Annotated in this window: 24 protein-coding genes; 7 read left to right on the plus strand and 17 right to left on the minus strand. The window is 70.2% G+C overall.

The genetic code is table 11. The annotated features are described in order from the left end of the window. The first annotated feature begins 6 nt into the window (after nt 1-6). Nucleotides 7-663, plus strand: coding sequence for a DedA family protein (locus tag MLE43_RS06490; RefSeq protein ID WP_243302668.1), 657 nt, complete (start codon nt 7-9; stop codon nt 661-663). Here the strand turns inward: MLE43_RS06490 and pip are convergent, their stop codons facing one another. The 6 genes from pip to gmhA all read right to left on the minus strand — a co-directional run bounded on the left by pip (nt 664) and on the right by gmhA (nt 6,022). Further along, nucleotides 664-1,626, minus strand: coding sequence for a prolyl aminopeptidase (gene pip, locus MLE43_RS06495; protein WP_243302669.1), 963 nt, complete (start codon nt 1,624-1,626; stop codon nt 664-666). It lies immediately after the preceding gene. Nucleotides 1,627-1,637: 11 nt separating this feature from the next. Continuing rightward, a complete protein-coding gene (locus MLE43_RS06500) occupies nt 1,638-2,525 on the minus strand; it encodes a DMT family transporter (protein WP_243302672.1) in 888 nt (295 codons plus the stop codon). An 84-nt stretch (nt 2,526-2,609) separates the two neighbouring features. Next, nucleotides 2,610-3,422, minus strand: coding sequence for a CPBP family intramembrane glutamic endopeptidase (locus MLE43_RS06505; RefSeq protein WP_243302674.1), 813 nt, complete (start codon nt 3,420-3,422; stop codon nt 2,610-2,612). 118 nt (nt 3,423-3,540) lie between these two features. Further along, nucleotides 3,541-4,731, minus strand: a complete 1,191-nt coding sequence (gene hemW / locus MLE43_RS06510) for a radical SAM family heme chaperone HemW (protein ID WP_243302676.1) — start codon at nt 4,729-4,731, stop codon at nt 3,541-3,543. Next, nucleotides 4,721-5,452, minus strand: coding sequence for a DUF4124 domain-containing protein (locus MLE43_RS06515; protein ID WP_243302678.1), 732 nt, complete (start codon nt 5,450-5,452; stop codon nt 4,721-4,723). The genes hemW and MLE43_RS06515 overlap by 11 nt, the downstream gene beginning before the upstream one ends. A gap of 6 nt (nt 5,453-5,458) precedes the next feature. Further along, on the minus strand, nt 5,459-6,022 hold the full coding sequence (gene gmhA, locus MLE43_RS06520; RefSeq protein WP_243302680.1) for a D-sedoheptulose 7-phosphate isomerase: 564 nt from the start codon (nt 6,020-6,022) through the stop codon (nt 5,459-5,461). Between the two features lie 89 nt (nt 6,023-6,111). Here gmhA and MLE43_RS06525 point away from each other — a divergent pair, with 89 nt between their 5' ends. Continuing rightward, nucleotides 6,112-7,074, plus strand: coding sequence for a hypothetical protein (locus MLE43_RS06525; RefSeq protein ID WP_243302681.1), 963 nt, complete (start codon nt 6,112-6,114; stop codon nt 7,072-7,074). A gap of 45 nt (nt 7,075-7,119) precedes the next feature. On the opposite strand, the gene MLE43_RS06530 is transcribed toward MLE43_RS06525, so the two are convergent. The 6 genes from MLE43_RS06530 to MLE43_RS06555 form a co-directional block, all read right to left on the minus strand. After that, complete coding sequence (locus MLE43_RS06530) at nt 7,120-7,539, minus strand: hemerythrin domain-containing protein (protein ID WP_243302682.1); 420 nt, start codon at nt 7,537-7,539, stop codon at nt 7,120-7,122. A gap of 108 nt (nt 7,540-7,647) precedes the next feature. Further along, nucleotides 7,648-9,024 carry a rhodanese-like domain-containing protein gene (locus tag MLE43_RS06535; RefSeq protein ID WP_243302683.1) on the minus strand — a complete coding sequence of 459 codons (1,377 nt, stop codon included), beginning with the start codon at nt 9,022-9,024 and terminating at the stop codon, nt 7,648-7,650. A 138-nt stretch (nt 9,025-9,162) separates the two neighbouring features. After that, nucleotides 9,163-11,709: an FtsK/SpoIIIE family DNA translocase gene (locus MLE43_RS06540; RefSeq protein ID WP_243302684.1), complete on the minus strand. Its 2,547-nt coding sequence runs from the start codon at nt 11,707-11,709 to the stop codon at nt 9,163-9,165. A 48-nt stretch (nt 11,710-11,757) separates the two neighbouring features. Continuing rightward, a complete protein-coding gene (locus MLE43_RS15080) occupies nt 11,758-12,510 on the minus strand; it encodes a polysaccharide deacetylase family protein (RefSeq protein ID WP_275976122.1) in 753 nt (250 codons plus the stop codon). A gap of 668 nt (nt 12,511-13,178) precedes the next feature. Continuing rightward, nucleotides 13,179-13,529 (minus strand): 6-pyruvoyl trahydropterin synthase family protein, encoded by a 351-nt coding sequence (locus tag MLE43_RS06550; RefSeq protein ID WP_243302687.1) that lies wholly within the window; start codon nt 13,527-13,529, stop codon nt 13,179-13,181. 36 nt (nt 13,530-13,565) lie between these two features. Next, on the minus strand, nt 13,566-14,243 hold the full coding sequence (locus MLE43_RS06555; protein WP_243302689.1) for an HD domain-containing protein: 678 nt from the start codon (nt 14,241-14,243) through the stop codon (nt 13,566-13,568). Nucleotides 14,244-14,331: 88 nt separating this feature from the next. Between MLE43_RS06555 and MLE43_RS06560 the strand changes: the two genes are divergently transcribed. The 3 genes from MLE43_RS06560 (at nt 14,332) to MLE43_RS06570 (ending at nt 16,978) form a co-directional block, all read left to right on the plus strand. Beyond that, nucleotides 14,332-14,604 carry a (2Fe-2S)-binding protein gene (locus MLE43_RS06560; RefSeq protein WP_243302690.1) on the plus strand — a complete coding sequence of 91 codons (273 nt, stop codon included), beginning with the start codon at nt 14,332-14,334 and terminating at the stop codon, nt 14,602-14,604. A 60-nt stretch (nt 14,605-14,664) separates the two neighbouring features. Continuing rightward, nucleotides 14,665-15,141, plus strand: coding sequence for a bacterioferritin (bfr, locus tag MLE43_RS06565; protein WP_243302692.1), 477 nt, complete (start codon nt 14,665-14,667; stop codon nt 15,139-15,141). A gap of 85 nt (nt 15,142-15,226) precedes the next feature. Beyond that, complete coding sequence (locus tag MLE43_RS06570) at nt 15,227-16,978, plus strand: protein-disulfide reductase DsbD family protein (RefSeq protein WP_243302693.1); 1,752 nt, start codon at nt 15,227-15,229, stop codon at nt 16,976-16,978. Nucleotides 16,979-16,991: 13 nt separating this feature from the next. Here the strand turns inward: MLE43_RS06570 and MLE43_RS06575 are convergent, their stop codons facing one another. The 4 genes from MLE43_RS06575 to nth all read right to left on the minus strand — a co-directional run bounded on the left by MLE43_RS06575 (nt 16,992) and on the right by nth (nt 21,028). Next, on the minus strand, nt 16,992-17,588 hold the full coding sequence (locus tag MLE43_RS06575; protein ID WP_243302694.1) for an outer membrane beta-barrel protein: 597 nt from the start codon (nt 17,586-17,588) through the stop codon (nt 16,992-16,994). A gap of 91 nt (nt 17,589-17,679) precedes the next feature. Further along, entirely contained in the window at nt 17,680-18,720 is a 1,041-nt protein-coding gene (locus MLE43_RS06580; protein ID WP_243302695.1) for a TlpA family protein disulfide reductase, read from the minus strand. Between the two features lie 54 nt (nt 18,721-18,774). Continuing rightward, on the minus strand, nt 18,775-19,536 hold the full coding sequence (locus MLE43_RS06585) for a TlpA family protein disulfide reductase (RefSeq protein ID WP_243302696.1): 762 nt from the start codon (nt 19,534-19,536) through the stop codon (nt 18,775-18,777). A 31-nt stretch (nt 19,537-19,567) separates the two neighbouring features. Then, the gene (nth, locus tag MLE43_RS06590) at nt 19,568-21,028 is read right to left on the minus strand and encodes an endonuclease III (protein WP_243302697.1); all 1,461 of its coding nucleotides are present in this window, start codon (nt 21,026-21,028) and stop codon (nt 19,568-19,570) included. Between the two features lie 68 nt (nt 21,029-21,096). Here nth and MLE43_RS06595 point away from each other — a divergent pair, with 68 nt between their 5' ends. Together MLE43_RS06595 and MLE43_RS06600 are read left to right on the plus strand one after the other, a co-directional pair. After that, nucleotides 21,097-21,957: a bifunctional 5,10-methylenetetrahydrofolate dehydrogenase/5,10-methenyltetrahydrofolate cyclohydrolase gene (locus tag MLE43_RS06595; protein ID WP_243302699.1), complete on the plus strand. Its 861-nt coding sequence runs from the start codon at nt 21,097-21,099 to the stop codon at nt 21,955-21,957. A gap of 34 nt (nt 21,958-21,991) precedes the next feature. Further along, a complete protein-coding gene (locus MLE43_RS06600) occupies nt 21,992-23,140 on the plus strand; it encodes a TonB family protein (protein ID WP_243302702.1) in 1,149 nt (382 codons plus the stop codon). 30 nt (nt 23,141-23,170) lie between these two features. Here MLE43_RS06600 and MLE43_RS06605 read toward each other — a convergent pair whose 3' ends face one another. Then, nucleotides 23,171-23,719: a GNAT family N-acetyltransferase gene (locus MLE43_RS06605; protein ID WP_243302703.1), complete on the minus strand. Its 549-nt coding sequence runs from the start codon at nt 23,717-23,719 to the stop codon at nt 23,171-23,173. Nucleotides 23,720-23,726: the final 7 nt, after the last annotated feature.

Below are 23,726 nucleotides of genomic sequence, written 5' to 3' on the forward strand. Positions count from 1 at the left end.
TCGCCCATGCTCCAGAAGCTCCTCGCTCCCGTCATTGCCTGGATGGTGGCCCTCATGGCCGCCATGGGGCCCCTGGGCGTCATGCTGCTCATGGCCATCGAGAGCGCCTGCATCCCGCTGCCCAGCGAGGTGATCATGCCCTTCGCGGGCTACCTGGCCTACAAGGGGCAGCTCACCTTCTTCGGCCTCGGTGCGGGCAGCCCCGTGGCCCAGATCTGGATCGCCGGCGTCTTCGGGGCCCTGGGCTGCAACCTGGGCAGCATCCCGGCCTACGAGGTCGGCGCCTGGGGCGGCCGCCGCGCCATCGAGAAGTACGGCCGCTACATCTGGCTGCACACGGGCCACCTGGACCAGGCCCACCGCTTCTTCGAGCGCTTCGGCTCCGAGGCCATCATCATCGGCCGCCTGCTGCCCGTGGTGCGCACCTTCATCGCCCTGCCCGCCGGCATCGCCCGCATGGACCGCACCCGCTTCCACCTCTACACCTTCATCGGCAGCCTGCCCTGGTGCCTGGTCCTCGCCTGGATCGGCTACAAGCTTGGCGAGAAGTGGAACACCCTGGGCCAGTACTTCCACAAGCTGGATGCGGTCATCGGCGTGCTGATCGTGGCCGGCGTGGCGTGGTTCGTCTACGACCACCTTAAGCACAGAAGCAAGGGCTGATCAGCCGGCGAAGCGATCCGTGGCCGCCACGAGGGCCCGCGAGATGCCGGGCTCGTAGGCGCTGTGGCCAGCATCGGGGACGATGACGAGGTCGGCTTCGGGCCAGGCCTTCGACAGGGCCCAGGCGCTCTCGATGGGGCAGACCATGTCGTAGCGGCCCTGGATGATGGCGCCGGGGATGCCCTTCAGCTTTCCAGCGTCGCGCAGCAGCTGGGCCTCGTCCATCCAGCCCTTGTTCAGGAAGTAGCTGCACTCGATGCGGGCGAAGGCCAGCGTGGTGGCCTCGTCGCCGTACGAGGCGATGAAGTCGGGATCGGGGATGAGTTTGCTGGTGGCGCCCTCCCAGATGCTCCAGGCCTTGGCCGCGGGCAGGTTCACGGCCGGATCCTCGCTCAGCAACCGCTTCGCATAGGCCTGCAGGAAGTCGCCGCGCTCGGCCTCGGGGATGGCGTCGCGGTAGGGTTCCCAGGCGTCCGGGAAGATGCGGCTGGCGCCCTCCTGGTAGAGCCAGTCCACCTCGCGCTGGCGCAGCAGGAAGATGCCCCGGAGGATCAGCTCGGTGACGCGCTCGGGGTGGGCCTCCGCGTAGGCCAAGCCCAGCGTGGCGCCCCAGGAGCCGCCGAAGACCATCCAGCGGTCGATGCCCAGGTGCTCGCGGATGCGTTCGATGTCGGCCACCAGATCCCAGGTGGTGTTCTCGCGGACCTCGGCATAGGGCGTGCTCTGGCCGCAGCCCCGCTGATCGAAGAGGAGGATGCGGTAGACCGTCGGGTCGAAGTACCGCCGGTGCTTGGGGCTGGTGCCGCCGCCAGGCCCCCCATGAAGGAAGATGACGGGCTTCCCGGCCGGGTTGCCGCTCTCCTCGACATACAGCTCGTGCAGGTCCGACGCCTTCAAGCGCAGCACCCGGATGGGTTCGATGGGGGGGTAGAGCCAGCTGACGGGATCCTTGCGCAGAGACATGGGAACGCTCCTTACACGAAGAACAGCGCCGCCGCGCCCGCAAGGGCCAGCAGGGTGCCCAGGATCGCATGGCCGCCGACCTTCTCCTTGAAGATGAGGTGGGAGACGGGCAGCAGGATGACGGGGGAAAGCGACATCAAGGTGGCGGCGACGCCCATGGGTGCCCTGGCGATGGCCACCAGGGAGAGCACCACGCCCAGCACGGGGCCCGTGGCCGCGCCGAGGCCGATGAAGGCGGCGGCCCGGCCATCCCGGAGGCCGCCGAGGAGGCCGGGCAGCCGGCCGGCGGCGCCGAAGTAGACCAGGAGAGCCCCCAGGCCCGCCGTGACGCGGATGAGGTTGGCCGAGATGGGCGGGAAGCCGCCCGCCAGGCCCTTCATGCTGAAGACGAGGCCCACGGCCTGCCCCAGGGCGCCGCCTACGCCCAGCAGGACACCGCGCCAGAGGTGGGGATGGGCCTGATGGTCGCCGCCATCCCACACCACCCAGGCGATGCCGCCCAGGGTGACGGCCATGGCCAGGGTCTTGGCCAGGCTGAGGCTCTGACCCAGGAACAGCCAGGCCAGCAGGGCGCTGAAGACGGGGGAGAGGGTCATCAGGAGCATGGCGAGGCGGGGACCGATGAGCAGGAACGACTCGAACAGCACCGCGTCGCCCAGGGCGAAGCCGATGAGGCCCGAGGCGCCCAGCCAGCCCAGGCGCGCGGCTCCCGCGCCCAGAGGGAAGGGACTCCCGTAGAGGCCGAGGTGCAGGAGCGCCAACAGGCCCCAGGCCATGAGCAGGCGGGCCAGGTTCACGGAGGCCGAACCCACGCGGCGCCCCGCCACGGTGAAGCAGATGGAGTTGAGCGACCAGCAGAGGGAGGTGAGGAGGGCGGCGCTTTCGCCGAGATAGAGCAAGGGGACTCCGCGGCATTCCCCCGGGCGGCGGGGCCAACCTTCATCCTACCGTCCCAGACGGTGGCCCAGGCTGTCCGCGAGGGATCAGACCGCCTCGCCGGCGGCACTTTCCGGGGCCGGGAGGTCCGAGGTCACACGCGCCAGCGCCGCCAGCCCGAGCCCCAGCAGCAGGAAACCGAGAGCCCACATCCAGAAGGGCTGGAATCGATCGTCCGCGAGGTAGGGAATCCGGTAGGCCTGGGCGAGGGCGACGGTCAGGTTGTTCAGGGCATGGGCGAACACCGCCGGCCAGAGGGAACCCGTGCGCAGCGTGAGCCAGCCGAGGGCCATCCCCAACGCCAGGACCGTGGGGAACTGCCAGGGATTCAGGTGGACGAAGGCGAACAGCAAGGTCGAGTAGGCGATGGCCCTGCGCGCCCCGTAGCGCAGCACGAAGCCGCCGAGGATCAGCCCGCGGAAGAGCGATTCTTCGGCGAGGGGTGCGCCGAGCACGGCGCTGGGCCAACTCACTTTCGTTAGGGTTTGCCGAATCCAGGCCGAGGGAGGCATCAGGTGTGCAAGCCAACCATCTACGCCGCTGATGACCAGTATGAGCCCCGCCATGGTGACCAGGAGGACCGGCCAGACGCCAAGAGGTACAGAGGCGGTGGGGCAGGCGTCCTTCCAGGCCTTTTGGCCGAGGGGAAGGCAAACCTTCAACACCAGGAGGGTGCCCCCGAGCTGGCCTAGGAGCAGGGTCCAGGCCGCCCAGCCCGGATGGTTCAGGTCCGATAGCCTGAGCGAGGGGAGCGTGAGGAGCCAGGTGAGCAGGGTCCAGAGGAACACCACCAGCAGTGACTGGGCGAAGCCGGGATAGGGCCTTGGCGTCGGGACAGGGGAAGGTTCAGAGGGGTTCATGAAGACGTCCGCGAACAGTTGGACGGGCTGCGGGCTGAGGGAACGGGGCGTTCCGATTCCAATCCGTCGCCGTGGTTTCGCTGAGGGTGCGTGGCTCCAGCCTACCGGAAGGAGTGCCTCATACGAACATCTGCAAAATCCCGTTGCTCATGAGCATGCCGCGCGGGCTGAGGTGCACCCGGTCGCCCTCCCAGACTGTGAGGCCTTCCTTCGCAAGGGCCCGGAGCTGCGCCTCCCAGCCATCCGTCAGGGGCCGCAGGTTCAGGCTCTCTGCCTTCCGCCGCAGGGCCCCCCAGTCCACGCCGCGATGCAGGCGCAGGCCCAGCAGGGGGATTTCCGAAAGGGCCTCGGCCGCGTCCAGCTCCTGGATGTCCACCTCGCCGCGCCCTCCGGTCCAGGCGGGGATGACGGAGGATTCGGTCCACCGATAATCACCCAGCTGCGAGGCGGCGCTGGGGCCCAGGCCCAGGTAGGGGCGGCGCTCCCAGTAGCGGGTGTTGTGGATGGATTCACCGCCGGGCCGGGCGTAGTTGCTGATCTCGTAGGGTGCCAGTCCCAGGCGGGGAAGCTCCTCCTGGAGGGCCTCGAAGACATCCGCCACCTCGTCCTCCGAGGGCAGCGCCAGGCGGCCGGCGTCGATCTCGGCGCGCAGGGGGCAGGCCTTGTCCAGGTCCAGGAGGTAGATGCTGAGGTGGTCGATGCCCGTGGCCGTCAAGGTATGGGCATCGCCGACCACCTTGGACAGCGACTGTCCAGGAATGCCCACCATGAGGTCCGCGCTGCGGCGCCGGAACCCGGCCCGCTCAGCCAGATCCAGGGCTTGCAGGGCCTGGGCGGCTCCGTGGATGCGGCCGAGCCGGTCCAGCAGGGCATCGTCCAGGGCCTGCACGCCCAGGCTGACCCGGTCCCAGCCCAGGTCCCGGGCGCCCTGGAGCCAGGCCAGGTCCACGGTTCCGGGGTTGGCCTCGAAGGTGGCCTCGACGAGCGGACGGAGGTCGAAAGCCTCCCGGATCGCTCCGGTGAGATCGGCCAGCTCGCGCGGGGAAAGCAGTGAGGGCGTGCCGCCGCCCAGGTAGAGCGTGTCCACCGCGGGCCGCTCCAGGCCCGCGCCCCAGGCCCGCACCTGGGCGATGAGCCGGGCGGTGGTCTCCGGCTGCAGGCTCCGGTCCCGGGTGGTGGCGAAGGAGCAATAGGTGCAGCGATCCAGGCAGAAGGGGATGTGCAGGTAGAGCCCCAGGGGTTCCGCGTGGGCGGCGGCCCTGAGCGCCGGCAACCGCTCCGCCAGGGGGAGCGGCAGGTCAGGGATCAACCATCACCTGCTTCATGGCCTCGCGCAGGGCGCGGACCTCCCTCGGGAACCGCCAGGGGGCCTGGGTGGGCTCGGCGGCCTGCTCCAGGGCCTGGTAGTGCTGCTGCATCAGGGTGTGGCGCTCCGGGCGCGGGACCCGGCCCCCCATGTGGAGCTCGAGCAGTTCAAGGTTCTGCTGAAGGCGGACCGACTGGGGGTGGTAGAGGAAGACGTTCAGGAGCAGGTGCCCCAGGGCGAGGCCCAGGACGAGGAAGCCGCCCACCAGGGGGAGGCGGAGGCTGGAGTTCAGCCCCAGGGCCAGCCACCAGCCGAGGAGCCCCATGAGGGCCAGGGCGAGCAGCGGGGCCAGGGGCATGGCCCACAGGCCGCTGCCCCAGAGGCAGTCGTGGATGAGCGAGTCGGTCACCGCTTCGAGGGTGCGCTGGTCTCCGGCGGTCCGCGCCTTGATCAGGTGCTGGTCCAGGGCCTCCCAGGCCTGCTTCTGGACGGGATTGAGCACCACATGGCGGTAGCCGGGATTCTGGCTCTGGCGGACGGGCTGCACCCGGTGGGGTCGACCCGGTTCCACCGCGGGTGGGGGCGGAGGTTCCAGGATCTCGGCATCCGGCGGCGGCGGCGTGTTGGTGACATGGGTCTGCCCGCCGGCATCGCGCCAGTAGTAGGTCCGCCCCGGCTGGCCGAGGAGGGCCAGGACCAGCAGCCCCGCGGCGGCGGTCACCATGCGGACTCAGAACTGGGCATCGAGGGCCTCGCACCAGAAGTGGTAGATCATCTGGTGGATCTCCTGGATGCGCGCCGTCACGGTGGAGGGCACCACCAGCGCGTCATCCATCAACCCCGCCAGCTGGCCGCCGTCGCGGCCCAGGAGCCCCAGGGTGCGGACGCCCAGTTCCTTCGCGGAGGCCACGGCCCGGACGACGTTGGGGCTGTTGCCGCTGGTGCTGATCCCGATGAGGAGATCCCCCGGGCGGCCCAGAGCCTCGACCTGCCTTGAGAAGACCTGGTCGAAGCCGTAGTCGTTGCCGATGGCCGTGAGCGCCGAGGTGTCCGTGGTGAGGGCGATGCCCGCGAGGGCCCGGCGCTCCTTCAGGTAGCGCCCGCTCAGTTCGGCCGCCAGGTGCTGGGCGTCGGCGGCGCTGCCGCCGTTGCCGCAGATGAGGATGCGGCCCCCGCGCCTCAGCCGCTCGGCCATGTCGTCCGCCTGGGCGAGGATGTGCTCCAGCTCCTGGGCGAAGAAGGCCTGCTTCAGCTGGATGGACTCCTGGACGTGCTGGAGGAGGATCTGCTTCATGCCGGCGATTGTGACAGGAATTCCACTCCCGCAGGCTGCCAAGCCCTGGCAGACTGCGGGGAGCATTGCCCCTTACGAGTGTGGGTCCCATGGAATGGATTGCCCTCAAACACGCCCTGCTCTCCCACCTCCCGGTGGCGACCGGACTGTTGCTGCCCTGGGCGCTGTTCGCCTCCCAGCGGGCCGGCCGGGGCATGCGCCCGTGGTGGACCGTGTGCCGCTACCTGGGGTGGGTGGGCCTGCTGGGCCTGCTCGCCGCGCTCATCAGCGGCCCGGCTGCGGGTCGCCTGCACGGCCTGATCTCCGCCGGGCGGATCTTCCCCCTGCCGGCTTCCGGCTTCGGGGCCGATGCCCTGCTGTTCCGCCATGCGGTCACCGCCACCCTGGCGGCCCTGGCCTCGGTGCCGGCGCTCTGGGCCCTCAACCGGGCCCGCAAGGACCACCAGAGCCTGGGCCTCCTGGCCCTGGCGCTGGGCCTGCTCTGGTCGGCGGCGCTCCTGATGACCGGCTACACCGGCTACACGCTGGCCCACCCGAACCGGCCGGCCCCCATCCTGCCGGTGCCCGTGAAGGTCGCGGAGGCGCCCGCCCCGCCGGCGGATCCGGAAGCCCAGGCGCCCCTCCGGGCCCTGGACTACGCCGCGCTGGAGGCCCTCCACGCCGAGCCCGTGAAATCCCCGGCCCATGGCGGCCGCTGGATCCGGGTTTGGGCCAATCCCACTGCCGCCTCCGCCTACCGTGCAGGCCGGGCGCTGCCGCCAGGGGCCCTGGTGGTCATGAGCACCCTGGAGGACCGCTGGGGCCGTCCCGGCACGGAACCCGGCCCGCTATACGCGCTGGAAATGAAGGGGGAGGCGCCCTCGCTCACGTTCTACTGGCCTCAGGTCCCTCTGGACCGTCGCCGCGAGACCGGAGGCGAGACCCGGGCCTACTGGCGGGGGCAGGATACGCACCTGGAGGCTTGCCGGGCCTGCCATGCGGGCGGCATGGCCGACCCCGCCCAGCGCAGCCGCTGGCGAGTGCCGCGCGTCCGGGTCAGCCCGGCGGAATAGGGCGCCCGACCAGACGCCTGCTCGCCTCGCGTTCCGCTGGTGCGCTCAGGCCCGTTCCACCAGGGGGAACAGTCGGGTTTCCTCGAGGTCGATGCGCTGCCGGAGGACCTGCAGCAGGTCGTGGGAGGCGCTGATGAAGGCGTCGGGCGCCAGGTGGATGGTCTCCGCACTGGCCCAGTGATGGCTGAAGGCGCGCAGCCGGGACTTCAGGTCGGCCAGGCCGGCTTCCAGCCCCCGCGCGGCGGCCTGGATGTCGGCATCCGTGACTCCCAACAGGGCCGGGTACAGGACGGCGTTCTCCATGGACAGGTGGGCCTTGATCGAGGCGGCCAGGCGCTGGGCTCCGGCCAGGCACTGGTCCGGATGGTCCCGCACCAGGGTGGGGGCGAGCCGGGCCTCATGCTCGCGGGCCAGGCGCAGCAGTTCCTGGTGGCGGTGATGGTAGGGGGCGAGGCTGGCGTCCACGGCAGATCCTTCTGCCACGCGGTATCGGCACTTCCCGGCAGGGCTTGAATACCGATGGCGGAGAAAGGGCCGGCCCGGCGGCCGGCCCTTTCCCGGGCGAAGGCGCTCTCAATCGATGGTGAATTCCCCGCTGTCGATGATGGTGATCTCCGCGGGCAGGAACCGCACGTCGTAGCCCTTCTCCTTCAGCAGGTGGTAGGCCAGCTCGGCGCGGATCCCGGTGGAGCAATGGCAGAGGATCCTGGCGTCCCTGGGGAGCTCGGAGAGGCGGGCCTGGAGCTGCGGCTCGGGGATCGTCAGGGCTCCCTTGATGATGCCGTTCCGGGTCTCATCGGGGTTCCGCACATCCAGGATGATGACGCCGCGCTGGGCGGGCGGCAGCTCGGCGAGCTTCGTGAACTCGGCGGGCGAGATGGAGCCCGGGCGGGGCTTGGGCACGAAGGTGGCCTTGGCGGCGAGGGCGCCGGTCTCCACGGGGAGCGCCGCGGCCTGCCAGGCCCGGAAGCCGCCGGACAGGATGTTCACGCCCACGTAGCCGGCCTTCACGAGGTCCGTGGCCACGGCCTTCGCCGCGTCACCGCCGGTGGCGTCCACCACCACCACGGGGGGCTTGAGCCGCGCGAGGGGGAAGGTCTTGAGCAGGTCGGCGGTCTTGGCGGGATCGGCGGCCACGGCGCCCTTCAGGAAGCCCTTGGCGGCTTCGGCGGCGGGCCGGGCATCGAGGATCACGAGGGGGGTGCTGGTGTCCAGGTAGGCGGCCTTCAGGGAGGCCGGGCTCAGGACGCCGAAGTGCTTCTTCGTCCAGGCTGGCATGCCCTCCACGAACACCTTGGCATGGGTGTAGCCCAGCTTCTTGGCCTTGGCCAGCGAGCCGGGGCTCATGTTGCAGGTCTTCCCGCTGCAATAGAAGATCACCAGTGCACCCTTGTCGGCGGGCAGCTTGTCGAGGTTCTTGTCGAAGGCGGGGAAGGGCAGGTTCACGGCGGTGGGAATGGCGCCCTCCATGAAGCGGGGCGCGGGGCGGGAGTCGAAGAGGAAGTACTTCCCCTTCTCGGGTCCCAGGGCCACCAGCTTCTGGACCTCGTCCAGGGTGATGACCTCGTCCGCCGCAAGCTTGACGGGGGGTTTGACGAACACGCCCACGGCGGTCTTGATGCCGTCCTTCTCGGTGTACTCCACCCGCACTTCGTGGCCCTTGGCGATGGACTTCAGGGCCGCCTCGGCGTTGGCGGCGGGCTCGGGGGTGACCACCTTCACCTGGTCCTTGTCGAAGCGCAGCACCTCCGTGCGCTCGTCGATCTTCATCTGGAACGAGTTGTTCTTCAGGACGAGGTTGTCGAAGTGGCCGCGCAGGTTGTTGGCGGCGGTGGTGTGGCAGGTGGTGCAGAGCTTGGCGGAGGCGGGCTTCGGAGCCGGCGCGTCGGCGGCGGACACCAGGGTGCAGCTGGCCGCCAGGGGAAGGATGAAATGAGCTCGGAATGCCATAAACTCTCCCTTGGTCATGTACGATTGGAGTCTATGGTTGTTTGTCCATGAATGCAGACAGATTGTGACCATGGTCTACGGACACCATGCTGGAAGCTTCAGCCCACCTTGCGAGGGGGTGAAAATACAGGCGGTACCTTACTCGGCCTGGGCGAAGACTTCCCGCGGTTTCCCGGCGCCCCGGTCCGGACCCACGATGCCTTCTTCCTCCATGCGGTCGATCAACCGGGCGGCGCGGCCGTAGCCCAGGTTCAGCTTGCGCTGGAGCAGGCTCGTGCTGGCCTTGCGCTCGCGGGTGACCACGGCCACGGCGCGCACGTAGATGTCGTCGCCGCCGCCCAGCTCGGCCTCGTCCAGGAGGGCCGTCTCCTCCTCCGTCTCCATGGCGCTGATGAGGGCCTGGTTGTAGTCGGGTCGGCCGCGCTCCCGCAGCCAGGTGACGAGGCGGAGCGTCTCATCCTCGGTGAGGAAGGGCGCGTGGATGCGCTTCGGATGGCTGGCGCCGTTGGGCAGGAAGAGCGCGTCGCCCGCGCCCAGCAGCTGCTCGCCGCCGCCGGAATCCAGGATGGTGCGGCTGTCGATCTTGGTGCGCACGCGGTAGCTGAGGCGGCTGGGCAGGTTGGCCTTGATGACGCCCGTGACCACGTCCACGCTGGGCCGCTGGGTGGCGAGGATGAGGTGGATGCCCACGGCGCGGGCCTTCTGGGCGATGCGCGCGATGCTGTCCTCCACTTCGCTGCGGGCCACCATCATGAGGTCCGCCAGCTCGTCGATGACCACCACCACGTGGGGCATGGGCTCCAGCACCGCGGGACGGTCCGGCCAGCGCGGGTTCGGTGTGCGCTCCGAGATGTCCAGCGAGCCGCCGGCGTCGGCGATCTTCGTGTTGAAGCCCTTCACGTCGCGCACGCTGAGCAGGGCCAGGCGGCGGTAGCGGTCCTCCATCTGGGCCACCACCCACTTGAGCACGCGGCCCGCCTCCTTCATGTCCGTGACCACCGGCGCCCACAGGTGCGGGATGTCCTCGTAGACGCCCAGCTCCACCATCTTGGGATCGACGAGGATGAGCTTCACCTCGTCGGGCTGGGCGCGCACGAGGCAGGAGCAGATCATGGCGTTGACGCCCACGCTCTTGCCGCTGCCGGTGCTGCCGCCGATGAGCAGGTGGGGCATCTTGTTGAGGTCGGCCACCACGGGCTTGCCGGCGATGTCCTTGCCGAGGGCCAGCTGGAGCAGGCCCGGCGCGTCGCGGAAGGCCGGACTGTCGATGACCTCGCGGAAGGTGATGATCTCGCGCCTGGGGTTGGGCACTTCGATGCCCACCAGGTTCTTGCCGGGGATGCGGTCCATGCGGACGGCCTCGGCCTGGAGGGCCAGGGCCAGATCCTCCTCCATGCCCAGGATGCGGGACAGCGGGATGCCCGGATCGGGCTGGAACTCGAAGACCGTCACCACGGGGCCCGGCTGCATGCCGGTGACGGCGCCCTTGATCTTGAATTCGGACAGTTTCTGTCCAATCACATCCTTGATCGTTTCCAGCGCGGCCAAATCGGCCTTGGCGTGCTGGCCTGGCGGATCGAAGAGGCGGCGGGGCGGCAGGGTCTCCCGCGCCGCGAGGCCCGGCTCCGGGTCGGGCGGCACGGGGGGCAGCGGGCGCGAGGGCGTGGGCTCGGTGAGCGGCAGGGGCGGCTGGACGATCTCCCGGCCGTAGCGGTCCTTCGCCACCTGGGGCTTGGCGACGGTGGGCCTCGGCTTGGGTGGCGCCGGAGCCTCGGCGAGCAGCTTGGCCCGGAAGGGGGCATCGGACGCCAGGGCCGGGGTCGGCGCGGAGGTGGACGGAAGCGGCTGGGCCTCGAGCAGGGTCTGGGCGGCGTCGAGGTTGATGGATTGGATGGGCGGCAGCAGGTCCTCGGCCCGGATGACCGGTCGTTTCTTCCGGACCTCCGCCGTTTCCAGCTCGGCCTTCAGGAGGGCCTCGCGCTGGGCCTCCAGGGCATCCTGGCGCTGGGCCAGGGCCGCCAGGGCCGCGCCGTCCGCCGCGTCGAGGTCCGGCTGATTGGGGTTGCGGCCGCGGAGGAAGGGGCGCTTCACCATGCCGAGGAACCGCTGGATGCCCTTGGCCGGCATGGGCTTCATCCAGGGCCAGGCGGTCTCGCCCAGCCAGCGGTGGAGCAGCTTGCCGAGGGCCCGCGTGAGGGCCGGGGCCAGCACCAGGGCGCAGGTGAGCACCACCAGGGCCAGCAGCAGGGGCAGGCCCACGGGACCGAGGAAGCGGCGCTGCGTGGGCCAGAGGGCGCTGCCCAGCCAGCCGCCCCAGCGGAACTCCACGGTGCCTACGCCTTCCAGGCCCGTCCAGGTCCGGCTTCCGAAGGCGCCGAGGGCGGTCCACAGGGCCAGGGCCAGGAACAGCCAGGCCAGGCGGCCGGGCCAGCGATGGCCTTCCCCGGGCCAGGCCTCCCAGAGCAGGTAGGGCGGTATGACCCAGGCGCCCATGCCCATGAGGGTCTGCAGCAGGCCGGCCACGGCCGCGCCCACGATGCCGCAGAGGTTCTGCACGCCGGCCCCGGCGGTGCCCTGCATGAACGGATGCGGATCCAGCGGATGGAAGCTGGCCAGGGAAAGCAGCAGCACCAGGGCCACGAAGCCCAGCACCGCCCTCAGCATCCAACGGCCGATCCCCTGCAACGCGCCTCCACGGTGTCTGGGCATCAGTGTAGCCCAGCGCCGGGATCGTCAGCGGCCCTGGGAGGCGGAGACCGGGGGTTGCAGGAGCGCGAGGCGCCGCTGGGGGTCCCAGGCCGGCTTGCCCAGGTCGTGCAGGAAGGCGCCGACGGCCACGAAGGTCCAGCCCTCCCGGCTCGCCCGATCCATGAAGGCGCCCAGGCCGGCGGAGGGCCGGTCCTTTTCGAGCCGTTCCGAGCCCAGGTGCATGAGGACGATCAGGCCGTCGCCATCGCGGTCCAGCCGCTGCCGGAGCCGGCGGAGGATGGCATCGCCGCTGCGGTAGAGCCGCCGCTCCTTCGGCGTGGCCCAGTCCAGGGTGTCCGCCCCCTCGCTCCAGCCCACATGCCGGTAGCCCAGCTCCTCGGCCCAGCGGCGGATCTCGGCGGTGTGCTCCCCGTAGGGCGCCCGCCAGTAGGGATCCATGGGGCGGCCCAGGAGCCGCACCAGTGCCGCGTCGGCTTCCAGAAGCTCGCGCTGCACCCGCTCGCGGGTCCACTTGGGATCGCGCTTCATGCCCGGTGCGAAGTGCGGGTGGTTCATGGTGTGGTTGCCCAGCTCGTGGCCTTCGGCCGCCATGCGCTTCACCAGGGCCGGAAAGCGCTGGATGAAGGCGCCCGTGAGGAAGATGGTGGTGTGCACGCCCCGGGCCTTCAGGGTGTCGAGGATCTCGGTGGCGACCTCGGCCTTGGACCCGCCGTCGAAGCTGAGGAGCAGCCGCTTCTGCCCGCCGGGACCCCGGGTGAGGTTGAGGGCTTCGCCCATGCCGGGCCAGGCGAGGGCCTGGGGAAGGGCCGCGAGGCCTGGCTCCGTCTCAGGGGCGGGCGCGCTGGGGAGGATGGGGCTGCTGAACCGGCTGGAGGCCGCCGCCGGAGCGGGCGCCAGGGCCGGGGCCGGCGGCAGGGATGGGGGCCGGCGGTCGCCCAGGGGCCCCACCGGGGCGCTCCGGAGCCGGACTTCACTGCGGACGCGGGGCTCGGGCCGGACCGGAGTTGCGGGATCCGCGGGCGCCGGGTGCGTCGGCACCGGAGCGGGCTGCCGGGCCACTTTGGGGGCGTGCCCCCCCTTGGGCGTGGGGGCCTTGGCGAGTTTCCGGCTGAACTGGAACCGCGCCAGCTCACGGCCTTCCACCGTGCGCAGCACCGCGATCTCCCCCTCGGGAGGACGGAAGAACTCCCAGCGCACGGGGCCGGGCTCGGCGTGCCGGGCCTCGCGCACCGAGCGGCCCTCGAGCACCAGGCTCGTGGGCTCGGCAACCTCGCCCTCGATCACCGCCAGGCTGCCCACGGGGTGCCAGGTCCAGGCGGTCGCCGGGGCCGGAGCCTGCGCGGCCGGGGGTGCGGGCGGGGTGGTCTTGGAACAGCCTGCGAGGCCGAGGACGAGGCTGAGCGTCCCTCCGACGAGGGCCGCCAGCACCGTCGGCCGGGGATCCCTCACCGGGCCTCTCCGGCACGGCAGAGCGCCCAGTAGTTGGCCTTCTCGCGGATCCGCACCCACCGGGGGTTCAGGGTCGCACCCTGCAGGTGGTGGAAGGCATGCTCGGCGAGCAGTTCCGCGGTGGGATTGCGCCCGGCCAGGGAGGCGAGGTCGTTCAGCAGGTGGTAGTCGACCAGTTCCACCCAGGTGTCCAGGGCCTTGGCGAAGGCGGTTTCATCTGCCTCTGATGCGAGTTCCACGGCGGCCTCGACTTCCCAGTTATGCCCATGGCGATCTTCCTGGAAGCCTGGAAGATCGTGGAAATGATCGGCCACGAAGGGCCTGCGGAGAGAGACGGTGAAAGTCATGGCTGAGTATAGCTATCGGCCATTCGGGAACGGGGATTAGCTCTGGCTTCCAGGGGCCGGATCGAGCTCGCTGCGGAGCGCGTCGAGGTAGGCGGCCATGGTGCGCTGCCGGGCCTCGGCCCGGCGGCGCCCTGCGGCCGTGGTCATCCCGGTGGCCAGCTTGAGGAGCTTCCGCTCGAAGTGATCCAGGCTCCAGGCCTTGTCGTCCAGCTCCCGCCCCTCGGCCCAGGGGTCCTCCGGGTGCCACAGGCCCGCGCCGAAGCTGGCGCCCGTGGCGAAGACCCGGGCGATGCCGATGGCGCCCAGGGCCTCCAGGCGGTCGGCATCCTGGAGCACGGCGGCCTCCAGGCTGCCGGGGGCCTGCCCCCCACTCCAACTGTGGGTGGCCACGGCGGCGGCGACGGCTTCCGCCTTCGCCGCCAGACCCGGCGCCTCCCGGCACCAGAGGGGCACCAGCTCCGCGGCCAGGCGGGCCGTGAGGGGCGACTCGGGGTGGTTCTTGGGGCGGTAGACCAGGTCGTGGAGCAGGGCCGCGGCCACACAGACCTCGACCTCAGCCCCCTCCTCGGCGGCCAGCTCCCGCGCCAGGCGGGCCACGCGCAGGATGTGGCCCAGGTCGTGGGCCGCGTCCCGGGGGAAAGGCTCGCTGGCCAGGTGGGCGCGGAGCTTGGCCAGCAGCGGGTGGAACCAGGGGAAGGGGAGATCCGGCAGCATGGCTCCAGGCTACCGGTTGTGTCGGGGATCACGATATTTAATATTGAGACTCTATCTCTTTTGTCTAGACTGGAGATGGAGGTCGGGCATGTTCCTCTGCGTCTGCAACGCCATCACCGAGGACCAGGTCACCTGGGCCGTGCGGGAGCGCGGTGCGGAGTCGGTGGCGGCGGTCTTCGAGACCCTGGCCGCCAAGCCGGACTGCGGCCGCTGCCTGGGCGCCATGGCGGAGGCCGTCCTCGCCATCCGGGCCGGGGAGCCCGTCCGGGTGGGCCCGGATCCGCTGGCCACCCCCTGGGGTTGCCGGGGCCGCTGCCGGCCCACCTGGGGGGAAGCGGCTGGAATCGCCAAGGCCAGCTGAAAGTCGTTGTGAAGAACCGGCAAAGATGGCTATGGTGATGGCCTTTCCCGAGGAGGCCCCATGCAAGGCGACGCCACCCTCATCCAGCACCTGAACCGGCTGCTCCGCAACGAGCTCACGGCCATCAACCAGTACTTCCTCCACGCCCGCATGTGCCGGAACTGGGGCCTGAAGGAGATGGGGGAGCACGAGTACCGGGAATCCATCGATGAGATGAAGCACGCGGACCGCCTGATCGAACGGATCCTCTTCCTGGAGGGTCTGCCCAGCATGCAGGACCTGCACAAGCTCCGCATCGGACAGAACCCCAAGGAGGTCCTCGAGGGCGACCTGGCCCTGGAGATGGACGCCATGAAGGACCTGCGGGAGACCATCGCCTACGCAGAGGGCATCCGGGACTATGTGAGCCGCGACCTCGCCCGGGAGATCCTGGCCAGCGAGGAGGAGCATGTGGACTGGCTGGAGACCCAGCTGGACCTCATCGGCCAGATGGGGCTCCAGAACTTCGTCCAGCGGGCCGCCGGTGGGTTCTCCTGACGCCAGTCCCACCGGGGGTTCCATCCGGGTGGCCGGTGGAGCGGCTCGAATCCGGCCATGTAAGATGGGCCTTCCTGGAGGACCCATGCGGAGCCTGACCACGCTGCTGATGAGCCTGCTGTTGGCGACGGTCGCCTGGGCCCAGAGGGCGGATCCCACCTTCGATGCGGTGAGGAGCGTGAGCCTCGCCTTCCAGAATGGGGCCGTGGTGCTCACGGTGCCTGCGGGCGCCCACCTGAAGGCCTCGTTCATGGAGGTGGCGAAGAAGGGCGGGCCGGGCACCGTGAAGGTCGGGCCGCTGCCCGCCACGGATGCCAAGGACGAGATCGGCGACGGCATCTGGCACGGCACCGTGCGCATCCCCCTGCGCGGCGAGGGCCTCAGCGGCACCGTGAAGCTCGAGGTCACCTACCAGCCCTGCACCGAGGGCGACGGGGGCGTCTGCTTTCCGCCGACCACGCGGATGCTGGAGGTGAAGGCGGCGGAGATTCCGGCCGCCGCACCCACGCCCACTGCTGCGGAGAAACCTGCGGCTTCCCCGGTGGGAAAAGCGGCAGAGCCTGAGGCCTCTGTGGCTTCATCTTCTCCCACGGTACAGGCGGCCCCGCCTGCGCCTGCTCCGACTCCGAAACAGGACGGTCTGATCTGGTCCCTGCTGCTGGTGTTCCTGGCGGGCATGGGGGCCTCGCTCACGCCCTGCGTCTACCCGATGATCCCCATCACCATGGCCATCGTGGGGGCCAAGGGCAGCGGCAAGGCCAAGGGCTTCGCGCTGTCGGCCATGCTGGTGCTCGGCATGGCAGTCACCTACACGACGCTAGGCGTGCTGGCGGCCCGCAGTGGTGCGGCCTTCGGCGCGTTCGCGCAGAAGCCGGCCTTCCTGATCCCGGTGTCCCTGCTCTTCGCGGCCTTCGCGCTGTCGCTGTTCGGAGCCTTCGAGATCGCCCTGCCCCAGAGCCTCGCGCTGAAGCTGCAGGGGGATGGCACCCGCAAGGGCTTCGGCGGCGCCTTCCTAATGGGCCTGGTGCTGGGGCCGCTTTCGGCTCCTTGTGTGGGTCCCGTGATCGGCGCCGTGCTGGTGGGCATCGCCCAGCGGGGGGATGTCTTCCTGGGCGGGCTCCAGCTCTTCGTCTTCGCCCTGGGCATGGGCGTGCTGTTCCTGGCGGTGGGGACCTTCTCGGCGGCGCTGCCCAAGAGCGGTGACTGGCTCACGCGGTTCAAGCAGGGCATGGGCCTGGTGGTGCTGGGCTTCGCAGCCTGGAACGTGCGGCTCGTGGTGCCCGAGTGGGCGAACTTCGCCATGTGGACGGTGGTGATGCTGGCGGGGGCGGCGGTCTTCGGTGCCTTCGAGGTGGCCGGCGGCCTGGTGGGCCAGCTCCGGAAGGGCGTCGCCCTGCTGATGCTGGCGCTGGCGCTGCTGCTGGGCGTGCGGACCGTGGAGACCTACCTGAAGGTGGACCTGCTGCCGAAGGGTGGCAGTGCCGCGGCGGCCCAGGAGGAGCATGCGGGCTGGATGGAACAGGATCTCGAAGGGGCGCTCGCCAAGGCCAAGGCCGGGCACAAGGTCGTGCTGGTGGACATCTACGCCGACTGGTGCGCCCAGTGCAAGGAGCTGGACGAGAAGACCTGGCCCGACGCCGCGCTGAAGCAGTGGATCGCCGCGAACGCCGTCCCCATCCGCATCGACACCGACGCCAAGCGCAAAGACCTGGCGACGAAGCTCCAGATCCGCAGCTACCCGACGGTCCTCCTGCTGGACGCGGACGGCCGGGAGCTGCGCCGCATCCTGGGCTTCCAGAAGCCCGAGGCCATGAGGGCCTGGCTGGAAGGCAAGTGATGGGGGTCGGCGACTAGAAGCGCCAAGCCGCGCCCGCGTTCACCCGGACGAGGCGGTGATCCAGCACCCGGGGAAGCAGGTTCCCCTCCAGGCGCAGGATCCAGGCCCTCCCCATCGCCACCTCGATCCCGAGACCCAGATGGCCCGTGAGTCCTGAGACCTTGGTCCCGTTCGTGTCGACGAGGAAGGCGTAGCCTCCGTCGGTGGTGGCCGTCCAGTAGGCCACCCCCGCCCGGGCGTAGGCGGACGCGGAGACCCCAAGGGGAAGCCAGGCCATCCCCGTGAGGCTGGTGGTGCAGAGATCCCGGTCGCTGGGGACGCCCCCGGCATTCACCTTGAAGTCTCCGTAGAAGGTCTCGTCCAGTTCGAACCCCCAGGTCCTGCGCCAGCGCCCGCCGCCGTAGACCGTGAAGCCGGCTGTGGTGCGGGAAGCCGGCTCCCCGGCGACGGGGAAGGCGGGCCGGTAGTCCGCCCAGAGGAGGGAGAGCCCGGCGAACCCCTCCCAATCGGACGTCGGGGCCGGGGTCTGGGCGTGGAGCGGGGCCATCAGGGAGAGGAGAAGCCATCCGCACGACCAGCGAAGGATGGGCCTGGATGAGGGTACGGCCATGGAACCTCCCGGCTCTGGACCTCCAGATGCACGGAAAATAACCGATCGGTCGCTTTTGCGGAAGCCCCGGCCAGAGAGGTTCCGGAAGGACTCACTTCCCCAGGAACGCCTCCAGCGTTCTCTCCAGGCTCCCGCCGCGCAGCTGGGCGCCCTGGGCCACGATCTTCCCGTCGGGTCCGATGAGCAGGGCCTTGGGGATGCCCATCACGCCGTAGGCGTCGGCCAGGGGGCTCCGGAATCCGCCCTCGATGTAGGCGTGCTTCCAGGGCATGGGCGTGGCGGCCTGCAGGCGGAAGGGGGCCACGTGCTCGACGCGGCGGTCGAAGGAGAGCGACAGGAAGTCGATGGGCTTGCCGTGGAAACGCGCCCAGGCCGCGTGGAGGGCGGGCAGCTCGGCGCGGCAGTCCGGACACCAGGTGGCCCAGAAGTCGATGAGCACATACCTGCCCTTGAAGGTGTCCAGGGTGTAGGTGGTCTTCGGATCGTCCAGGGCCTTCAGGCTGAAGCCCGGCGCAGGGCGGCCCACGCCGGTCTTGGCCTCGGCGTCCAGGAAGGCCTGGGCCTTCTGCTGCAGGGGGCTGTCGGGGAACTGGGCCTGGATGGCGCCGAAGGCGGCCTTCCAGCCGGGCTCATCGCCGGCTTCCAGGCGCTCCAGGAAGTGATCGAGAAGGAGGATCCGGCGCAGGGCGGCATCGGGATGCTGGGCGCGGGCCTCGGCCACATAGGCGCCCCAGCCCTTGGGATCGGCCTGGGAACGGGCCGAGAGCAGGCCGGGATCCAGACTCCAGGCGGCGGCGACAGGCGGCACCTCCCGGCGCACCTGCTCGAGGAGGGCCGCATCCGGCTGGGTCTTGGCCAGCTGCAGGTGGAACAGCTTGCTGATGAGGAGGGCCTGGCGCAGGTCGGGCGCCCGTTCGACGGCGAGGCGGGCCTCCAGTTCGGCCAGCTCCCTCGAGCAGTCGCCCTTGAAGTCCTTGGTGTTGCCGCCGGCCCGCATGAAGGCGGTGCGGGCGTCCATCACCGACTTGGCCTTGGCCTGGGCCTTGGCCAGCACGGCCTGGGCACCGGCTCCGGGTGCCGGCGCCTGGAGGGCGGGCAGGGCCGTCATCAGGCAGATCAGGGGCAGGGACATGGCTCCTCCGGCAAGCGGTCTGGCGGACCGGACAGGATACCTCGATTCATGAGGTCAATGCTGGGCGGGCTCCGTGGCGGGGGCCGGGGCGGGGACTGGCGGCGCGGTCCGTTCACGGAGCGCTCGCATGAGGGCTTGGCCCACGAAGCCATCCTGGTAGCCGATGTGCAGCTCGGCGAGCTTCCCCTGGCGGTCCACCACGAAGAGCACGGGCACGGAGTAGACCATGTCCATGAAGGTGGAGGGGCCCTCCTTGCCGAGGCCCGGGGTGTAGACGGGCATCTTGCTGGCGTCGAAGAACTGCCGGTTCCTCAGGCGGAACTTGTTGATGGCGCGCCAGCCGCCTTCGATGGCCACGTCGACGTTGGGGGCGACCTCACCGCCCTGCTGATTCTCATCGAAGTTCACAGAGAGGATCTCGAAGCCGTACTGGACCCGCTTGGCGTAGAGGCTGGCGAACTCCATGAGCATCTTGGCGGAGGGGTCGCAGCGGGTGCTCCAGAGCCCCACCAGCACCACCTTGCCCTTGAGGCTGGCCACGGAGGTGCCCCTGCCCTTCTCGTCGTAGGCGGCGAAGGAGGAGACATCCTTGCGCTCCGCCGGCGGGAAGTACTGGTTCCCCCACTGGGAATAGCGCACCGCCGAGGCATCCGCCCCGTTCCGGCCGTACTGGCTCTTGTAGTTCAGCTCGGTCTTCTCCTGCATGATCCTGGGGCAGGTGGGATCGCTCGGGCTGTTGGCGTTGCCGAACACGCCCTGGGCGCCCAAGGCGAGGCCGGACAGGAGGCAGAGAAGGCTCGATTCCAGGCGGCTCATGGCGTTCCTCTCGGCGGGGATTGCCCACACCCTACCGGAAGCTCCGCACCAGGTCGAGGCCGGCTTCCGTGCGGCTGAGGTACCAGGTGAGGACCTGGCCATCCACGAGGTGCACGGCGGCCTGCGGGAAGCGTTTCTGCAGGTCGGCCTGGTGGCGGCGGTGGAAGCGGTAGGGCTCGGTGGGAAGCAGGATCACCTCCGGAGCCAGGACCTCCAGCTCCCCATCGGAGAGCACGGGGTAGCGGTCGGGTCCTATGGGGGTGAAACCACCCTGACGCAGCAGGTCGCCCAGGTAGGTGTCGGGGCCGGCGCTCATCCAGGGATCCTTCCAGATGAGGACCAGGGCCCGGGGACCCTTGAAGCGACGGCCCTTGAGCCGGGTCTCCAGCGCCAGGGCCCGGGCCTCGGCGGCCTCCGCGGCACCCACCCTGGCGCCCAGCTGGCGCAGGGCGCCGATGCAATCCTGGACTGTGCGGATCTCCAGGGCCAGCCAGGGGATGCCGAGGGCCGTCAGCGCCTCGGCCACCTCTTTCGGATTCTCGTCCCGCTCGAGGATCACGAGGTCCGGCGCCAGGTCCTTGATGCGGCCCAGGTCCGGATCCTTGGTGCCGCCCACGGCGGGCACGGTGTTGCGGATCCAGCGGGGCTCGATGCAGTAGCGGGTGCGCCCGGCCAGCCGCGCCGCCAGCCCCCACTGCACCAGCAGCTCCGTCACCGAAGGCACCAGGCTGACGATGCGTTGGGGGCCTTTGGCGGTGGGGAACTGCACATCGGGTGCGGCAGCCTGAAGACCAAGGACTGGATATCGGGGACTGGAGGCCGGCGGCGTCAGCCGGACTCCCAGGTGCGGGTCCTTGATCTGTCCGAGTCCCGTGGGGCAGAGGTCCAGCAGGGGGCAGGCCGCGCAGTCCGGACGGCGGGCGTCGCAGGTGCGGCGGCCGTGGAAGATGAGCTGATGGTGGAGCTCGATCCAGTCCTCGCGGGGGAAGAGCCGGCAAAGGTCCGCCTCGACCTTCTCGGGGGTGGGCGCCTTCGACAGGCCCAGGCGCCGGGCCACGCGGAAGATGTGGGTATCCACGGCCAGGGCCGGTACGCCGAAGGCGTTGGCGAGGACGACGTTGGCGGTCTTCTGGCCCACGCCGGGCAGGGCCCCCAGCTGGGCGGGGTCGGAGGGGACCCGGCCGCTGTGTCGCGCCAACAGAGCCTGTCCGAGTCCGATAAGGTTCTTCGCCTTGTTGCGGAAGAAGCCCGTGGACTTGATGAGGGTCTCCACCTCGTCCTGGCGTGCCTCCGCCAGGCTCGCGGCATCGGGGAACCGGGCGAAGAGGGCCGGGGTGGTGAGGTTCACCCGGGCATCCGTGCACTGGGCACTGAGGATCGTGGCCACCACCAGCTGGAAGGGGTCCCGGTGATCGAGGGCGCAGCGGGCGTCGGGATAGGCGGCGCGGAGCCGGGCTTGGAGCTCACGGGGCTGGGGCTTGGGGGCGCGCATGGCACCAGGATAGAGCCTCGTCCTGCGGAAGCGGGGCCGGACGGATAAACTGGAGGGTGAGGTGCCGCATGCCCACCACGCTCACGGGGAAACTCGACTGCCAGGAGACCGCCCGCCATTACCTGGAGCTGGTGCGCTCGAACGTGAAGAAGCTCGACTTCTCGCCGGGCCTGGGCGTCATCCTCGGCAGCGAGGATCCCGGCAGCGTCACCTACCAGCGCTGGCTCATGAAGGACTGCGAGGATCTGGGCATCAACGCCGCGGACCTGCGCGTGGAGAACGGCATGCAGCTGGTGAAGCTCATCGCCCGCCTCAACCAGGACGAGAAGACCCACGGCGTGTTCATCTTCTATCCCCTGCGCTACCCGGAGATCAAAGATGACGAGGTGATGGACCTGGTGGACCCCAGCAAGGACATCGAGGGCCTCCACTCCATCAACATCGGCTACCTGAACAAGTACCGGAAGCGCATGGACGACGGCACGCAGCACCGCTGCATGACGCCCTGCACGGCCCGGGCCATCGTGAAGACGCTCAAGCGCGGGTTCGGCGACCAGTGGCTGGCCGGCAAGACGGTGCTCGTCATCAACGACAGCCTGCGCATCGGCCGCCCCCTCACGGCCATGGTGGCCAACCTCAAGGCCACCCCCATCCTCTGCCACGCCGCCACCAACCAGTCGCACCTCGAAGGCTTCATCCGCATGGCCGATGTCATCGTGAGCGCCGTGCCGGCCCCCGGTTACCGCATCAACACGGACTGGATCAAGGACAGCGCCCTCTGCTTCGATCTCAGCGGCGAGGGCAACTTCGACTACGAGGCCCTGGACCGGCGCGGGATCCCCTACACCGACACCACCAAGAACAGCGTGGGCAAAGTGACCCGGGCCATGGCCCTGCTGAACCTCACCTACGCGGCGGGCGTGGAGTAGGCTCCTATACTGGCCGGTGCTCACCGAGGTTCCCATGCGTTCCGCCGCCGCCCTTCTGGCCTGCCTCTGCTCCTTGCCGGCCCTGGCCCAGCCCGCGTCGACGGTACCAAGCGGCTCGACGGCCCTCCTCGGCGGGTCCTCGGACCCCGTGCCCTACGACTTCCAGCGTCTGGTGGTCCGGAAACAGGCCGAGCCGCCGCCGTATCCTCCCCTGGCCCGCTTCGCGAACCTGGAGGGGGAGGTTCTGCTGCGGCTGACCATCTCGCGGCTCGGGTGGGTGGAGCGGGCGGAGGCCCTGGAGGGCCCCAGGTTGCTTCGAGAGGCCGCCGTGGCCTACCTCCGGGCCTGGACCTTCCAGCCCGTCCTCGTCGACGGGAAACCCGCGCGGGTGCAGTGTGACCTGCGGGTGCCCTTCCATCTCGACGGCGCGTCGGGCGTGCCCCAGCCCCCGCCCGCCAAGGTGGTGGTGGAGGTCGTGCAGAACCCGACGGACGGGCCGGCCCTCCTCGGGGCGGATCGCCTGGAGGCCGAGTTCGGGCGCTTCCTGGACCGGAGCGGCCTGACCCGGGTGGCCCCCATGGAAGCGGGGCCGAAGGACACCTTCCACCTCGGGCTGCAGATCCAGGTCGTGCGGGCGGAGGGTCTCGCCCTCTGCCAGGTCCGTGAGCGCTGCTCGCTCTGGGAGGACCGGGACCTGGTCGAGAACACACCCGGGAAACCGCCCCGCATCGCCTTCCTCAACCGGGTGGTGGGGCAGAAGGGTGACGACGGCCTCCAGGACCTGGTCGCCGGGGTGCTCAAGCAGAGCCTGGATGAAGTGCTGGCCCCCCCGCCCCGGATCCGGGAGGTCCGGCCCTCGGCGGCACCTGTGGCCTCCGATCCCGTTCAGAAGGCCAAGGGGGTGGTGGACTTCGACTTCAGCCAGATCCGCGTGAAGCGCCAGCCGCCCGCGCCGCGGTATCCGGCCGCGGCGAAGGAGGCCCGCGTGCAGGGCACGGTGGTCCTGGACCTGATCATCAACCCGCAGGGCGAGCCCATCCGGGCGGAGGCGCGGGAGGGGCCGGTGCCCCTCCTGCCCACCGCCATCAGCTACGCGCTGGCCTGGCAGTTCGAGCCAGCCAAGCTCAACGGGGTGCCGCAATATGCGCGGTTCCGCTTGACCATGCCTTTCCGGCTCCGCTGAAAGGCGGGCCGGAGTTCCGGGCCGGGCGGTCTACCGCGCCCGCCACTCCCCGGCCAGCATGCCGTACACCGCGTGGTCCACGAAGCGGCTGCCCAGGCGTTCGGACTGCCGCAGGGTGCCTTCGTGGCAGAACCCCAGGCGCTCTGGGATGGCGCGGCTGCGGCGGTTGCGGACGCCGGCCCGGATCTCGATGCGGTTGAGTTTCAGCGTGTGGAACCCGTGGCGCGTCAGGGCCGACACGGCCGCGGTCATCAGGCCATGCCCTTCGGCCTCCCGGGCCAGCCAGTAGCCGATGCCGGCGCTGCGGTTGGCGGGATCGATCCACACGAAGCCCGCCACGCCCACCAGGCTCCCCTTCCACCAGAGGCCGAAGGAGAGCGCGGTGCCCAGCTTCTCCTGGGCGCGCACCCGCAGGATGTAGGCGCGGGAATCCAGCAGGCTGCGGTTCGCATCGGGCCAGGGCAGCCAGCGCCGGAGGCGATCGCGGTTGGCGTCCACCAGGGCGAACAGCGGCCTGGCATCGCGCAGGCACAGGGGGCGCAGTTCCAGGGTCCGCCCGGCCTTGATCGCCTCGGTCATCGCCGCC

Source organism: Geothrix oryzisoli (assembly GCF_022808865.1).
Classification (GTDB): domain Bacteria; phylum Acidobacteriota; class Holophagae; order Holophagales; family Holophagaceae; genus Geothrix; species Geothrix oryzisoli.

Excerpts from the sequence above, each read along its gene's own strand:
- MLE43_RS06490 (WP_243302668.1), top strand. The coding sequence starts at position 7 with ATGCTCCAGAAGCTCCTCGCTCCCGTCATTGCCTGGATGGTGGCCCTC.
- pip (WP_243302669.1), bottom strand. The coding sequence starts at position 1,626 with ATGTCTCTGCGCAAGGATCCCGTCAGCTGGCTCTACCCCCCCATCGAA.
- MLE43_RS06505 (WP_243302674.1), bottom strand. The coding sequence starts at position 3,422 with ATGAACCCCTCTGAACCTTCCCCTGTCCCGACGCCAAGGCCCTATCCC.
- MLE43_RS06515 (WP_243302678.1), bottom strand. The coding sequence starts at position 5,452 with ATGGTGACCGCCGCCGCGGGGCTGCTGGTCCTGGCCCTCCTCGGCCAG.
- gmhA (WP_243302680.1), bottom strand. The coding sequence starts at position 6,022 with ATGAAGCAGATCCTCCTCCAGCACGTCCAGGAGTCCATCCAGCTGAAG.
- MLE43_RS06525 (WP_243302681.1), top strand. The coding sequence starts at position 6,112 with ATGGAATGGATTGCCCTCAAACACGCCCTGCTCTCCCACCTCCCGGTG.
- MLE43_RS06535 (WP_243302683.1), bottom strand. The coding sequence starts at position 9,024 with ATGGCATTCCGAGCTCATTTCATCCTTCCCCTGGCGGCCAGCTGCACC.
- MLE43_RS15080 (WP_275976122.1), bottom strand. The coding sequence starts at position 12,510 with ATGGGCGAAGCCCTCAACCTCACCCGGGGTCCCGGCGGGCAGAAGCGG.
- MLE43_RS06550 (WP_243302687.1), bottom strand. The coding sequence starts at position 13,529 with ATGACTTTCACCGTCTCTCTCCGCAGGCCCTTCGTGGCCGATCATTTC.
- MLE43_RS06555 (WP_243302689.1), bottom strand. The coding sequence starts at position 14,243 with ATGCTGCCGGATCTCCCCTTCCCCTGGTTCCACCCGCTGCTGGCCAAG.
- MLE43_RS06560 (WP_243302690.1), top strand. The coding sequence starts at position 14,332 with ATGTTCCTCTGCGTCTGCAACGCCATCACCGAGGACCAGGTCACCTGG.
- bfr (WP_243302692.1), top strand. The coding sequence starts at position 14,665 with ATGCAAGGCGACGCCACCCTCATCCAGCACCTGAACCGGCTGCTCCGC.
- MLE43_RS06570 (WP_243302693.1), top strand. The coding sequence starts at position 15,227 with ATGCGGAGCCTGACCACGCTGCTGATGAGCCTGCTGTTGGCGACGGTC.
- MLE43_RS06575 (WP_243302694.1), bottom strand. The coding sequence starts at position 17,588 with ATGGCCGTACCCTCATCCAGGCCCATCCTTCGCTGGTCGTGCGGATGG.
- MLE43_RS06580 (WP_243302695.1), bottom strand. The coding sequence starts at position 18,720 with ATGTCCCTGCCCCTGATCTGCCTGATGACGGCCCTGCCCGCCCTCCAG.
- MLE43_RS06585 (WP_243302696.1), bottom strand. The coding sequence starts at position 19,536 with ATGAGCCGCCTGGAATCGAGCCTTCTCTGCCTCCTGTCCGGCCTCGCC.
- nth (WP_243302697.1), bottom strand. The coding sequence starts at position 21,028 with ATGCGCGCCCCCAAGCCCCAGCCCCGTGAGCTCCAAGCCCGGCTCCGC.
- MLE43_RS06595 (WP_243302699.1), top strand. The coding sequence starts at position 21,097 with ATGCCCACCACGCTCACGGGGAAACTCGACTGCCAGGAGACCGCCCGC.
- MLE43_RS06600 (WP_243302702.1), top strand. The coding sequence starts at position 21,992 with ATGCGTTCCGCCGCCGCCCTTCTGGCCTGCCTCTGCTCCTTGCCGGCC.
- MLE43_RS06605 (WP_243302703.1), bottom strand. The coding sequence starts at position 23,719 with ATGACCGAGGCGATCAAGGCCGGGCGGACCCTGGAACTGCGCCCCCTG.